General features: G+C 67.3%; 12 protein-coding genes. 6 read left to right on the forward strand and 6 right to left on the reverse strand.

The window, feature by feature from the left end:
- Positions 1 to 175: 175 nt before the first annotated feature.
- The 6 genes from CFB89_RS15695 (at position 176) to CFB89_RS15720 (ending at position 7,594) form a co-directional block, all read left to right on the forward strand.
- Complete coding sequence (locus CFB89_RS15695; protein WP_089468648.1) at positions 176 to 1,330, forward strand: ABC transporter ATP-binding protein; 1,155 nt, start codon at positions 176 to 178, stop codon at positions 1,328 to 1,330.
- Positions 1,331 to 1,340: 10 nt separating this feature from the next.
- Positions 1,341 to 2,327 carry an ABC transporter permease subunit gene (locus CFB89_RS15700; RefSeq protein ID WP_089468649.1) on the forward strand — a complete coding sequence of 329 codons (987 nt, stop codon included), beginning with the start codon at positions 1,341 to 1,343 and terminating at the stop codon, positions 2,325 to 2,327.
- Positions 2,324 to 3,163 (forward strand): ABC transporter permease subunit, encoded by an 840-nt coding sequence (locus CFB89_RS15705; RefSeq protein WP_089468650.1) that lies wholly within the window; start codon positions 2,324 to 2,326, stop codon positions 3,161 to 3,163. The genes CFB89_RS15700 and CFB89_RS15705 overlap by 4 nt, the downstream gene beginning before the upstream one ends.
- A 115-nt stretch (positions 3,164 to 3,278) precedes the next feature.
- Complete coding sequence (locus CFB89_RS15710) at positions 3,279 to 4,868, forward strand: DUF3138 family protein (protein ID WP_089468651.1); 1,590 nt, start codon at positions 3,279 to 3,281, stop codon at positions 4,866 to 4,868.
- Positions 4,869 to 4,962: 94 nt separating this feature from the next.
- Positions 4,963 to 6,267: an FAD-binding oxidoreductase gene (locus CFB89_RS15715; RefSeq protein WP_089468652.1), complete on the forward strand. Its 1,305-nt coding sequence runs from the start codon at positions 4,963 to 4,965 to the stop codon at positions 6,265 to 6,267.
- A gap of 25 nt (positions 6,268 to 6,292) precedes the next feature.
- Complete coding sequence (locus CFB89_RS15720; protein ID WP_089468653.1) at positions 6,293 to 7,594, forward strand: FAD-binding oxidoreductase; 1,302 nt, start codon at positions 6,293 to 6,295, stop codon at positions 7,592 to 7,594.
- A 125-nt stretch (positions 7,595 to 7,719) separates the two neighbouring features.
- Here the strand turns inward: CFB89_RS15720 and CFB89_RS15725 are convergent, their stop codons facing one another.
- From CFB89_RS15725 to CFB89_RS15750, 6 genes are all read right to left on the reverse strand, one after another.
- A complete protein-coding gene (locus tag CFB89_RS15725) occupies positions 7,720 to 8,385 on the reverse strand; it encodes a DUF799 domain-containing protein (RefSeq protein WP_089468654.1) in 666 nt (221 codons plus the stop codon).
- Positions 8,386 to 8,399: 14 nt separating this feature from the next.
- Positions 8,400 to 8,858, reverse strand: a complete 459-nt coding sequence (locus CFB89_RS15730) for a DUF4810 domain-containing protein (protein WP_089468655.1) — start codon at positions 8,856 to 8,858, stop codon at positions 8,400 to 8,402.
- 92 nt (positions 8,859 to 8,950) lie between these two features.
- Positions 8,951 to 9,622, reverse strand: a complete 672-nt coding sequence (locus tag CFB89_RS15735; RefSeq protein ID WP_218828347.1) for a CsgG/HfaB family protein — start codon at positions 9,620 to 9,622, stop codon at positions 8,951 to 8,953.
- Positions 9,623 to 10,146: 524 nt separating this feature from the next.
- Positions 10,147 to 11,502 (reverse strand): glutathione-disulfide reductase, encoded by a 1,356-nt coding sequence (gene gor, locus CFB89_RS15740; RefSeq protein WP_089468657.1) that lies wholly within the window; start codon positions 11,500 to 11,502, stop codon positions 10,147 to 10,149.
- Positions 11,503 to 11,741: 239 nt separating this feature from the next.
- Entirely contained in the window at positions 11,742 to 11,966 is a 225-nt protein-coding gene (locus CFB89_RS15745) for a hypothetical protein (RefSeq protein WP_089468800.1), read from the reverse strand.
- A gap of 373 nt (positions 11,967 to 12,339) precedes the next feature.
- Entirely contained in the window at positions 12,340 to 13,461 is a 1,122-nt protein-coding gene (locus tag CFB89_RS15750; protein WP_011546404.1) for a porin, read from the reverse strand.
- Positions 13,462 to 13,799: the final 338 nt, after the last annotated feature.

Below are 13,799 nucleotides of genomic sequence, written 5' to 3' on the forward strand. Positions count from 1 at the left end.
CACGGCGGCGCAGGCATCGCGGTACGCCTGCCCGCCTGAAATTCGCGGACCTTCGTCCGCCCGCGCGCCGCGCGCGCTGTTCCATCCGGCACGAGCCGTTGCTCGCGAGTCGCGTTGCGCGCCTCGCGCGGGGACGCTCGCGCCTGCAATCCGTGAAGAACGAATGGTGACTCCCATGCAATCGATACCCTCTTCCGCCGCTGCACGCCAGACCCAACCGGCCGCCGCGCCCCGTACGCAAAACGACGCGTTCGTGCGCATCGAAAACATCGTGAAGAAATTCGGCGACAGCACGGCCGTCGACAACGTGAACCTGACGATCGCGAAGAACGAGCTGTTCGCGCTGCTCGGCAGCTCGGGCTGCGGCAAGTCCACGCTGCTGCGCATGCTCGCCGGGCTGGAAACGGCGACCTCCGGCAAGATCTTCGTCGACGGCGAGGATCTCGCGTCGCTGCCGCCGTACCGCCGCCCGGTCAACATGATGTTCCAGTCGTACGCGCTGTTCCCGCACATGACGGTCGAATCGAACGTCGCGTTCGGCCTGAAGCAGGAAGGCACGCCGAAAAACGAGATCAGGGAACGCGTGGCCGACGCGCTCGCGCTCGTGCAGATGAGCAAGTACGCGAAGCGCAAGCCGCATCAGCTGTCGGGCGGCCAGCAGCAGCGCGTCGCGCTGGCCCGCTCGCTGGTCAAGCGCCCGAAGCTGCTGCTGCTCGACGAGCCGATGTCCGCGCTCGACAAGAAGATCCGCCAGAAGACCCAGCTCGAACTCGTGAACATCATCGAGAAGGTCGACGTGACCTGCGTGATGGTCACGCACGACCAGGAAGAGGCGATGACGATGGCGAGCCGCCTCGCGGTGATGAGCGAAGGCAAGATCGTGCAGATCGGCTCGCCCGGCGAAGTCTACGAATACCCGAACAGCCGCTTCTCGGCGGAATTCATCGGCTCGACCAACCTGTTCGAGGGGCGCGTGGTCGAGGACGAGCCGGATCACATCTTCGTCGAAAGCGACGACCTCGAGAACCGCATGTACGTGAGCCATGGCGTGACCGGCCCGCTCGGGATGCCGGTCGGTATCTCGGTGCGTCCGGAGCGCGTGCACGTGTCGCGCGAGAAGCCGGGCGCGAGGCACAACTGGGCGCGCGGCGTCGTCACCGACATCGCGTACATGGGCAGCTATTCGCTGTACCACGTGCGTCTGCCGAGCGGCAAGACGGTGGTGTCGAACCTGTCGAGCTCGCACCTGATGAACGACGGCGCGCCGGCGTGGAACGACGACGTGTTCGTGTCGTGGTCGCCGGCCAGCGGCGTCGTGCTGACGCAATGAGGACGCCACGATGAGAACCTCCGCTTCCACGCCTTCCGCACCGGTGCCGACCGGCACGACCGCCGCGCCCCAGGCTAACAAGCGCCGCGGCCGCTTCGCCGCGCTGTCGCGCTTGCTGCCGTCGGGCCGCACCGTCGCGATCGGCGTGCCGTTCCTGTGGCTGGCCGTGTTCTTCGCGCTGCCGTTCGTGCTGGTGCTGAAGATCAGCTTCGCCGACCAGGTGATGGGCATCCCGCCGTACACGTCGCTCGTCGAGTTCAAGGACGGCGTCGTGCACTTCGCGCTGCAGTTGTCGCACTACGCGTTCCTGCTGCAGGACGACCTGTACATCGCGACCTACCTCAGCTCGCTGAAGATGGCCGCCGTGTCGACGGTGCTGTGTTTGCTGATCGGCTATCCGATGGCGTACTACATCGCGCGCTCGGAGCCGAGCCGCCGCAACGTGCTGATGATGGCCGTGATGCTGCCGTTCTGGACGTCGTTCCTGATCCGCGTGTACGCATGGATCGGCATCCTGAAGGACGACGGCCTGCTGAACCACACGCTGATCGCGCTCGGCATCATCCACACGCCGCTGCGGCTCTATCACAGCGATGCGGGCGTCTATATCGGGATGGTCTATTCGTACCTGCCGTTCATGGTGATGCCGCTCTACGCGCACCTCGTGAAGATGGACCTCACGCTGCTCGAAGCCGCGTACGACCTCGGCGCGAAACCGTGGGTCGCGTTCACGCGCATCACGCTGCCGCTGTCGAAGAACGGGATCATCGCCGGCAGCCTGCTGGTGTTCATCCCGGCGGTGGGCGAGTACGTGATTCCCGAGCTGCTCGGCGGCGCCGACACGCTGATGATCGGCCGCGTGATGTGGGATGAATTCTTCAACAACATGGACTGGCCGATGGCGTCCGCGGTGACGGTCGCGATGGTGCTGCTGTTGCTGGTGCCGATGGCGCTGTTCCAGTACTACCAGGTCAAGGAACTGGAGGAAGCGAAATGATCAAGCCGAGCAAACCGCTGTCGACGGGCGTTCTCGCCTTCGGCTTCCTGTTCCTGTACATCCCGATCATCAGCCTCGTCGTGTATTCGTTCAACGAATCGAAGCTGGTGACGGTGTGGTCGGGCTTCTCGCTGAAGTGGTACGCGGCGCTGCTGGACGACGACGAGCTGCTGACCGCCGCATGGCTGTCGCTGAAGATCGGCTTGCTGACGGCCACCGCGTCGGTCGTGATCGGCACGTGGGCCGGCTTCGTGCTCGCGCGCTTCGGCCGCTTCAAGGGCTTCACGCTGTACACGGGGATGATCAACGCGCCGCTGGTGATTCCGGAGGTGATCCAGGGGATCTCGCTGCTGTTGCTGTTCGTCGCGCTGGAACAGATGTTCGGCTGGCCGAAAGGGCGCGGGATGCTGACGATCTGGATCGGTCACGTGATGTTGTGCGTGTCGTACGTGGCGATCATCGTGCAGTCGCGCGTGAAGGAGATGAACAAGTCGCTGGAAGAGGCCGCGCTGGACCTCGGCGCGACGCCGCTCAAGGTGTTCTTCGTGGTGACGCTGCCGCTGATCTCGCAGGCGCTGCTGTCGGGATGGCTGCTGTCGTTCACGCTGTCGATCGACGATCTGGTGCTGTCGGCGTTCCTGTCCGGGCCGGGCTCGACGACGCTGCCGCTGGTGGTGTTCTCGCGCGTGCGGCTGGGCCTGAACCCCGAGATGAATGCGCTGGCGACGCTGTTCATCACGGCCGTGACGATCGGCGTGATCGTCGTGAACCGGATGATGATCGCGCGCGAGCGGCGCCGGATGGCCGACCTGAAGGCCGCGTTCGCGCTGGCGTGACGACCCGCTTTCGCTTCGAAGATAACAAGCAGTGCAGACAAGCATGACGCGCTGCCCCAGGGGGGGCGCGCGATTCGATCCCGTTTTGACAAGCGCACGACTAGGAGAATCCGCAATGAAGAAGAAACTGATCTGCCTGCTGGTGGCCGGCGCGTTGCCGGGCGTCGCGCTGGCCGGTTCCACCTCCGCCGAAATCAAGGCGCTGCAGGCGCAGGTCGCGGCGCTGCAGAAACAGATGAAGGCGATGCAGGCGCAACTCGCCGCGAAGCCGGGCGGCGCGGCGACTGCGACGGCCGGCGCGAGCGGCGGCATGGCCGGCGGCGGCAACGCCGCCGCGGTCGCCGCCGATCCGTCCTCGCCGGATTACGGCAAGGCACGCGCCACGCTGACCAACGACGAGGTCAGCGAAATGAAGCAGCAGATCGCGAACCAGCAACTGAAGGTCGACTCGCTGACCGACGCGGCCACCACGGGCCCGCTCGCCGGCCTGTCGGTCACGGGCTACATCGATCCGACCTACATCTACAACCGCGCGGCCGGCACGTCGTCGTTCCTGTTCGCGAACCACGAGAACGCGTACAACTACTTCAACAGCACGTTCGGCGATCTCTACCTCGACATCAAGAAGACGTTCGGCGTCGGCCCGATGGCGCCGTCGGCCGAAATCACGTTGATGCCGAACCGCGGCAACGGCATCACGCTGCTGCAGAACTCGCGCGGCTCGATCACCGACAACCTGCTGAACACGGCGGTCATCAACGTGCCGATCACCGCCGAGACGACGCTCGTCGCCGGTTTGATCCCGAGCTTCGGCGGCTACGAGGTGCAGCAGTCGAACCAGATGCTCACGCTCACGCACAACCTGCTGTACGATTTCTCCGATCCGGGCAGCTACGTCGGTGTCGGCGCGAACTACACGAAGGGCAACTGGGCGTGGAAGTTCTTCCTCGGCAACGAGCAGTACCGCACGTACGGTTCGGTCACGCAGACGGGCACCAATGCGCTCGGCGACCCGATCACCACCAGCAACAAGGTGCCGACCTTCACCGCGCGCGCGGACTACACGTGGTCGAGCGCGCTCGATATCGGCGGGTCGTTCAACATCGGGCGCCAGACGCTGGCGAGCGCGATCGACTCAACCACGGGCGCCGTCAGCTACGGCCCGGGCGGCGCGGCGCCAAGCGCATACGGTTCGTTCTTCTTCGGCGAACTCGACGCGACCTACACGCTCGCCGACATTCAGTACAACGCCGAAGTGGACTACGGCCGGCAGCAGCATGCGGCGTTCAACGGCGGGCTCGCGCAGTGGTACGGCCTGTCGCTGCTCGCGCACCGCAAGTTCAACGCGCCGGTGGTCGGCCGCATGGGCGTGACGCTGCGCTACGACCTGCTCGCGAACTCGAAGAACGGCGGCGGCGGCGGCGGCATCGCGCTGAACGGCAACGGGATGGACCCGAGCAACGGCTTCGGCGTCGACGCGGACTGCCTCGCGCAATCGAAGGCCGGCGGCGGCCTGGGCTTCGAGTGCAAGGGCGCGGTGCGCCAGGACGTCGCGCTCGACCTGCTGTTCTATCCGACCCAGCAGATAACCGTGAAGGTCGAATACCGGCACGACTGGGCGAACAACAAGGTGTTCCTGCGCAACGACGGGTCGTACGGCAAGTCCAACGACCTGCTCGCGACGCAGTTCATCTATTCGTTCTGATGCGGCACGCGCGGGGCGCCGTGCCGCACGCACGGCGTCCCGCGCCGTTTTCCGGCTGCGCGCTGATTGCAGCCTTGTCGAGGGAGTCGGTTTGATGACGCAGTCTTTCACCCGCCGCGCCGATGCGCTCGCGCGCGACTCGTACTACGAAGCCACGGCCACACGGCCCGTGACCGACGATCCGATCCTCGAGGAGACGATCGACGTCGACGTCTGCGTGATCGGCGCCGGTTTCGCGGGCCTGTCGACGGCGCTCGACTGCCGCGCGCGCGGGCTGTCCGTCGCCGTGATCGATGCGCACCGGCCCGGCTGGGGCGCGTCGGGCCGCAATGGCGGCCAGGCGATCACCGGCTTCGCGAAAGACGAGGTGATCGAGAAGCAGCTCGGCGCCGACGGCGCGCGCGCCGCGTGGTCGCTGTCGCTCGACGGCGTCGCGCTGATCGCCGAGCGCATCGCGCGCTACGGGATCGACTGCGACTTCACGCGCGGCTACCTGACGGTCGCGACGAAGCCGCGCCGCGTCGACGACCTGCGCGCGTGGATGAACGCCGCGACGTCGCGCTGGGGTCATCCGTCGCTCGCGTGGCTCGATACCGGCGAGATCCACGCGCGCATTGCGTCGACGCGCTATCTGGCCGGCGTGCACGATCCGCTGTCGGGCCATCTTCATCCGCTCAAGTATTGCCTCGGCCTCGCCGATGCCGCGCGCCGCGAAGGCGTCGCGCTGTATGCGCACACGCCCGCGCTCGACGTCGTGCGCGGCGCACGGCCCGTCGTGCGCACGCCGTCCGGCGAAGTGCGCTGCCGCTTCGTCGTGTCGTGCTGCAACGCGGGCCCCGGCGGCGTGCTGCCGGCCGCGACCGCCGCACGCATCGCGCCGATCGCGTCGTACATCATCGCGACCGAGCCGCTCGGCCGCACACGCGCCGACGCGCTGATCGCCCGACGCGAAGCCGTGTGCGACAACAACTTCTTCCTCGACTACTTCCGGCTGTCGGCCGACCACCGGATGCTGTTCGGCGGCCGCGCGAATTCGGCCGGCGCGTCGCCCGCCGTGCTCGCCGAAGCGATCCGGCAGCGCATGGTCGGCGTGTTCCCGCAGCTTGGCGACGTGCGCGTCGACCATGCGTGGGGCGGCTTCGTCGACGTCACGCGCAACCGCGCGCCGGACTTCGGCGCGATCGATCCGACCTTCTTCTACGTCCAGGGCTTCAGCGGACACGGCGTCGCGCTCACCGGCATTGCCGGCCGTGCGATCGCCGGCGCGATCGCGGGCGACACCCGCGCGTTCGACCTGTTCGCACGCTTGCGTCACCGGCGCTTTCCCGGCGGCGACGCGTGGCGGCAGCCGGCGCTCGAACTCGGGATGCTGTACCACCGCGTCCGCGAGCTGTTCTGAGCCCTTTCACTCCGTTTTCCTCATCATGCAGACATTCGCCAACCAGCCGCACGTCGCGTCGTACTACGCGGCGACCGCCAACGACACGACCCGCCACGCGCCGCTCGCCGGCACGATCGACGCCGACGTGTGCGTGATCGGCGCGGGCCTCACGGGCCTGTCCGCCGCACTCAACCTCGCCGAGCGCGGCCATTCGGTGACCGTGCTCGAAGCGTCGCGGGTCGGATGGGCGGCGAGCGGCCGCAACGGCGGCCAGTTGATCGGCGGCTTCGCGTGCGACATCGACACGTTCGCGCAGTTCATGCCGGAAGGCGACGTGAAGCGGATCTGGGACATGGGGCTCGAAACGCTGTCGCTCGTGAAGTCGCGCATCGCGCGGCACGACATCGACTGCGCGCTGGTGCCCGGCTACCTGACCGCGGCCAATACCGAGCGCGACGCCGATGCGCTGAAACGGTGGCGCGACGAAGCCGCGAAGCGCTTCGGCTACGACCGCTTCCACTACGTCGAAGCCGACGAACTTGGCGACTACGTGCAATCGGCCCGCTATCGCGGCGGCCTGTACGACCCCGACAGCGGCCACCTTCATCCGCTCAACTACACGCTCGGCCTCGCGCGGGCGGCCACCGAAGCGGGCGTGCGCATCCATGAGGACAGCTGCGTGACGCGCGTGCGCGACGTGTCCGGCGGGCACGTCGTCGAGACGAGCGGCGGCAACGTGCGGGCGCGCTTCGTCGTGCTCGCGTGCAACACCTACGTCGGCACGCTCGCGCCCGCGTTGTCGAGGAAGATCATGCCGGTCGGCACCTACGTGATCGCGACCGAGCCGCTCGGCGAAGCGCGCGCCGCCGCGCTGATGCCCGCGCGCGCGGCGATCTGCGACAGCCGGTTCGTGCTCGACTATTTCCGGCCGGCGCCCGACACGCGGCTCGTGTGGGGCGGCAAGGTCAGCTACTCGACGCGCGAGCCGCGCGAGCTCGCCGCGGCGATGCGCGCGGACATGCTGAAAACGTTCCCGCAGCTCGCGGACGTGAAGGTCGACTATGCGTGGGGCGGCTTCGTCGACATCACGATGAACCGCGCGCCGCATTTCGGCCGCATCACGCCGACGACCTACTTCGCTCAAGGGTTCTCGGGGCACGGCGTGAACACGACCGCGCTCGCGGGCAAGCTGATCGCCGAGGCGATCGACGGGCAGGCGAGCCGCTTCGACCTGTTCGACAAGATCCGGCATCGCGACTTCCCCGGCGGCGAAGCGCTGCGCACGCCGGCGCTGGTGCTCGCGATGGGCTGGTACCGGCTGCTGGACGCGTTCGGCGTGCATTGAGCCCGCCGCACGCACGATACCGACGCACGACGAAAAACGGCCGCGCGTGCGCGCAGCCGTTCGATCGGATCGCGGCGTGCCGGCGCAACGGACACCTGCCGATACCCGCGCGCCGCATGCACCGGTCAGTCCGTGCCGTACTTCGGCGAATGCGGGCCGTACAGCAAGCCGGCCGGCGGCCCGGCCGACAGCAGGCGGCTGCTCGTGAACGCGGCGACGTCGTGACTCTGGTCCATCAACGTGTTCGCGATCTGCTTGACCGCGGCCACCACGAGCATGCCGATCAGGCCGCCGCCGCCGTTGTTGCCGCCTTCGTCGCTGCTCGCGCTCGCGCGGCCCTGCCACAGCACGTCGCCGGTGCGCAGGTCGACGAGCTTCGCCGACGCCGACACCACCGTCGCGCTCGCGAGAATCCGGTAGACGGTGCCGTACTGCGACACCTTCGAATACAGCGCGGCGTCCGCGCCGAAGATCTCGCGCAGCTTCGCGGGCGACGTCTCCTGGATTTCGGCCGCATTGGTCAGGCCGTTCTGCTTGAAGGTCTCGTCCATCACGGCGACCGGCACGACGTAGTAGCCCGACTCGGCGAGCGGCAGCGTCATCTGCGACAGCAGCCCGTAGGTCGCGCCCACGTCGGAGGTTGCGTTGACGGGCGGCAGCACGAGGATCGAGCGCGGCTGGCTCTTCTTGAACGCCGCGTAATCGGGCCGTTTCACCGGCTGCGCGCAGGCGCTCAACAGCGCGACGAGCGACAGCACGGACAGCAGCTTGAATGAGAGGGTCTTGAACATGGCTGGCGCGTCGCTCACTGTTTGGCGGTGGTCGGATCGGCGTTCTTCTGGCCGGCGACCGTCTGGTCGGCAGTCTTCTGGCCGGCGGCCTTCGGGTCAACCGCCTTCGGGTCGGCCGCCTTCTGCGCGCCGCCTTTCTTTTTCAGCAGGAAATCCATGTAGGTCGCGGATTCCGGAAACAGCTGTTTCTCGGCCTGCAGTTCCTGTTCGGCCTGCTGCTCGCTGCCGATGCTCGCGTACAGCATGCCGAGATGCGCATGGAAGCCCGGCGGCGGCATATGGCCCTTGCCGCGAATGTCCTGCAGCGCTTTTTCGAGCGCGTCGATCTGCTCCTGCGGCGACTTCTGCCCCTTGAAGTATTCGTACACCTGCGGCTGATAGCCGGTCCACTGATAGAGCGGCGGCGTGGAGCTCGCGCAGCCGGCGAGCAGCAAGGCGGCGGCCGTCGCCGGCAGCCAGTTACCCCGTTTCATGGTCTTTTCTCTTTTGATGTCGTGGTGAATCGTGCAAGCGGCGCCGGCCCCGGCGCCCGCTGCGGCGGGTTGCGACGCTTACTGCGCGACGCTTACCGCGCGACCTTCAATGCGCCGGCGTCCACCTGCTCCGCCAGATGGTTCACGGCTTCCTGAATCGCGAGGTCCAGCACCTTGCCGTTGAGCGTCGAGTCGTAGCCGGCCGTGCCGCCGAAGCCGATCACCTCGCGGTTCGACAGGCTGAACTCGCCCGCGCCCTGGCTCGATGCGACGACTTCCGACGTCGTCGTGTCGACGATGTTCAGGTTGACCTTCGCGTACGCGACCTGCGTCTTGCCGCGGCCGAGAATGCCGAACAATTGATGATCGCCGACGTCCTTGCGGCCGAACTCGGTCACGTCGCCCGTCACCACGTAGTTCGCGCCCTTCACGGCCTGCGCTTTCTTCATGAAGCCCGCTTCCTGCTTGATCTCCTCGAGGTTCTCGCGATCGAGCACGTTGAAGCGGCGGCTCTGCTGCAGGCGCGTGACGAGGATCGTCTTCGCCTGTCCGCCGAGGCGGTCGATGCCGTCGGAGAAGATGCCGCGCATGTAGCTCGAGCGGTTGTCGAACTTGCCGACGGCGATCGCGACGGGCTTGCCCGCATACGGCTTCTGCGCGCTGCTGACGGCCGGCACGTCGAGCGTGCGCGACGATTCGGTCGCGCAGCCGGACAGCGCCGCGACGACCGCTGCCGCCACGAGGACGGTGCGTCGTGTCTGAATGTTCACTGCTGGTCTCCTTGCGTGGAAAAAATGCCCGATGCGGGCGCGCCGGCTCGCGAACGATCCGGCGCTCGAAACGGCTGCGGCGCGACCTCACGCGTGCGCATCGGCGCGATGCGCGCGTGTGCGGTCAGCGCCGGGCCGGCGATAGCGGTATGTGAAGGCGGGGCGCCCGCAACGGATCGGTTGCGGTACGAAGCGGATGGGCAATGCACGACGCGACAGGCTCGCGCGCGCCGGTTACCCCGTTGTTCTGATTGCTGCGCTGTTGATCGCGCATGATACGGCCCCGTGTGTGATTTTTCGCGATCATACCAAGTCCGCTTGTCGACACGGGGATTCTTGAGAAGAATCGACGACTTTTCGACTCATGGGAGACACGCGATCGATGCCGGCACGCAACCGCATACGGGTATTCAGCCTTGCCGTGAATGCACGATCGATCGGCGCGATACGCGCCCCGGCACGTCGGCCGCACGCGCGCGGGCGCCGCTGCCGACGCGCGTGCGGTTTCGCGGTGTGCGCTAGTCGCCCACCTTCTGCCGCATCGTCACGAACTCTTCGGCCGCGGTCGGATGAATGCCGATCGTGTCGTCGAACTGCGCCTTCGTCGCACCCGCGCGAATCGCGATCGCGATGCCCTGGATGATCTCGCCCGCGTCGCGGCCGACCATGTGCGCGCCGATCACGCGCTGGCTGTCGCGCGCGACGACGAGCTTCATCAGCGTGCGCTCGTCGCGTCCCGACAGCGTGTGGCGCAGCGCCTTGAACGACGTGCGGTAGAGGTCGACGTCGCCCAGCGTGCGGCGCGCATCGGCCTCGGTCAGGCCGACCGTCGCGACCTCCGGCTGGCTGAACACGGCCGACGGCACGTACGCGTGATCGACCGCCACGCGCGAGCCGCCGAACAGCGTGCGCGCGAGCAAGCCGGCGTCGCGCGTCGCGACCGGCGTCAACTGCGGCCGCGACGTGACGTCGCCGATCGCGTGGATCGACGGCACCGACGTCGCCGAATACGCATCGACGGCAATCGCGCCGCGCGCATCGAGCAGGATGCCCGCCTGCTCGAGCCCGATCCCGTCGACGTTCGGCACGCGGCCGGTCGCATACAGCACCTGATCGTACGGCCCGTGCCGCGCGTCGCCGACGTGCACGAACAGCGTGCCGTCGCTCGCACGCTCGATCGATTCGATCACCGCGTGCGGATGAATCGTGACGCCCTGCTTCGTCATCTCGTCGGTCAGGAACTGGCGCACGTCGTCGTCGAAGCCGCGCAGGATCTTTTCGCCGCGATAGAACAGGTCGACGTGGCTGCCGAAGCCGTTGAAGATGCCCGCGAACTCGACCGCGATATAGCCGCCGCCGACCACCGCGATGCGTTTGGGCAGCGTCGCGAGCGACAGCGCCTCGCGCGACGTGATCGCATGTTCGATGCCGGGCCGCGGCGGCAGCGACGGGCGCGAGCCGGTCGCGATCGCGATGTGGCGCGCGCGGATCGTGCGCGCGCCGATCGCGACGGTATGCGCATCGACGAGCGTCGCGCGGCCGGCGTGCATGTCGACGCCCGATTGCCGCAGCAGGCTGATGTAGATGTCGCTCAGCCGGTTGATCTCGCGATCCTTCGCGGCGATCAGCGCGGGCCAGTCGAGCGTGCCGGCGCCGAAGGTCCAGCCGAAGCCCTTCGCGTCGTCGACTTCGTGCGGATAGTGCGATGCGTAGACCAGCAGTTTCTTCGGGATGCAGCCGCGCAGCACGCAGGTGCCGCCGATCTGCTCTTCTTCCGCTATGCCGACACGTGCGCCGTATGACGCGGACATGCGCGCGAGCCGCACGCCGCCCGAGCCGGCGCCGATGACGAACAGGTCGTAGTCGAAATCCATCGCATTCCCTCATCGCAGTTCGGATGGGGTGACGATAGCAAGATTCGGGGATCCGTGCGGCGCGTGGTGCGTGCCGCGCGCCCAATAAAAAACGGCGAGAGACGAGGCCTCTCGCCGGTCAAACCGGCTGGCGGTTGTGCCATGCGTCACCGATCGACCGCATGCCCGACCTGCCGATTGCGCGGCACCGGTCGGCCCGGCGCGCGAAGGGCGCGCCCGCGGCCGACCGGCCGCCATGCTCATGCCTGCGACGTGTCGCTGCCGTCCGTCGCCTGCGTATCGTCCGCCTGCTGCGGCTGCTCTTCCTTCTTCTCGAGCATGCCCTCGATCGCCTCGGCGCCCTTGAAACCGACGACGGCCGCGGCCGCCTTGGTCAGCAAGCCCGCATCCGGATCCAGCTTCTCCGCGCCTTCGACGGCGGCGACTGCGCCGGCGATCTCGCCCACGACGTTCAGGATACCCATCGTCATCCCCTTTCAAGAAAATCGTGAGCGCATCGTCCCACGAAAGAAACCGGCGAACCGCGTTTGTCATCGCCGGATACACAAGTTACGCACCTGGCCGGCCACGCTCGACGAGCACCACCGGAACGACGCGCGCGCACGCCGGACGGCATGCGACGCGCGATGCACGCAGCGTAGCGGAAAGCCCGCGCGGGGAACGTAAAAGTATGTTGTGGCTTGCCGACGGATCGCTTACGGCGCGGGACTTCCGCAATGGAGCGTTCGCCGAATGGTCGGGCGCGCGCATGAAGCGCGCATGACGAAAAAAAGAGGCGCCGCGGCGCCTCTTCGATGTGCGTCGGACGAAGCCGGCGCAGGCATGTTCCGACGTTCGTCAGAAGATATTGCGCAGGCCGATCGCGATGCCCGTCTGGTTGCTGCGGCCAGGCAGCTCGACGTTCGCCGCGCCGTTCGTCTTGTTGAAGTCGACGGTGCCGTAGATTTCGGTGCGCTTGCTCAGCGCGTACTCGGCGATGCCGACGATCGCGTAGCGGTTGCCGCTCGCGAGCGTGCCGTTCGTGGTCATCGCATTGCGCATGTGGTCGTAGTAGAACGCACCCGTCAGCGTCAGCGGCGCGCTGACCTGCCAGCTCACGCCCGCGAACGGACCGTCGTCGATGCGGCCCGTGCCCTTCGCGACCGGAATCGACTGCTGCGCGAGCAGGCTGTCGACGAAACCCGTGTCGTCCTTCGAGCGCAGGTAGCCCGCGTAGATCTTCGCCTTGCTGAACGCGTACACGACGTTCGCGTGATAGATCGTCTGCTTGCGCGCCGAGTTGTCGCTGTTCTGCTGCGCGCCGGCCGCGATGCTGAGCGGGCCCATCACGTATGACAGCGACACGCCCCACGCATTGCCCTTGCCGAGCGAGCCCGGAATCTGGCCCGAGAAGCCGCCGGCGCCGGTCGATTCGTAGTTGGTGCCGGTCGAGTACATCGCCTTCGCCGTCAGGCCCTCGAACTTGCCCGTGTACTTGATCTGGTTGTCCGCATAGAGGCCGCCGCCGAGTGCGACCGGCAGCCACGCGTTTTCGAGGTAGTTGCCGACGGTCAGAGGATCGTAGGTGTCCGACAGCAGGTCGAACAGCGGCGTCTTCTGGCGGCCGAGGGTCACGGTGCCGTACGGGCTCTGCAGGCCGACGTACGCCGCGCGGTTGAACAGGCGGCCGCTGTCGGCGAACGCGCCGTTCTGCAGGTTCACGCCGCTCTCGAGGTTGAACACCGCCTTCAGGCCGCCGCCGAGGTCTTCCGTGCCGTAGATGCCGAAGCGGCTGTTCGTGATCGCGCCGTTGGTCATCGACAGCAGGCCGTCGTTCTTCGCGTTGGCGTTGGTCAGGTAACGGATGCTCGCATCGGCGACGCCCCACAGCGTGACCGAGCTTTGTGCTGCTGCGTACTGGCTGGCGAAGGCCAGCGCCGCGCCCCCTGCGATGACGGCGAGTCGGGTGGTCTGCTTCATGAGCGTTCCTTTTTTAGGTGTCTCCATTCATGGCCAGCCGCGTGCGCAGCCGGGTGGCGATCGCCCACGCTCATGGCGCGCGCGATGTGGGCTGAATCATAAGACGAGTGCGAACGCTGAAAGAAATTGAAATAAGCGGCAATTGCGCGACTGTCGTCCGGGAACAACGGTTCGCGCGGCGCGCCTGTGTCGCGCGGCGGCGGCACGGGGCGCGGCGGCGCAGGCGGGCATGCGCGGCGCTGCAAGGTTCGGTGATGGTGCGGCGTGGTCACGCGGATCGCGGCGACATTGCCGGTGCGATCGTTGCGGGTTGCGGGTTGCGGGTTGCGGGTTGCGGG

This window comes from Burkholderia sp. AU16741 (assembly GCF_002223345.1).
Lineage (GTDB): Bacteria > Pseudomonadota > Gammaproteobacteria > Burkholderiales > Burkholderiaceae > Burkholderia > Burkholderia sola.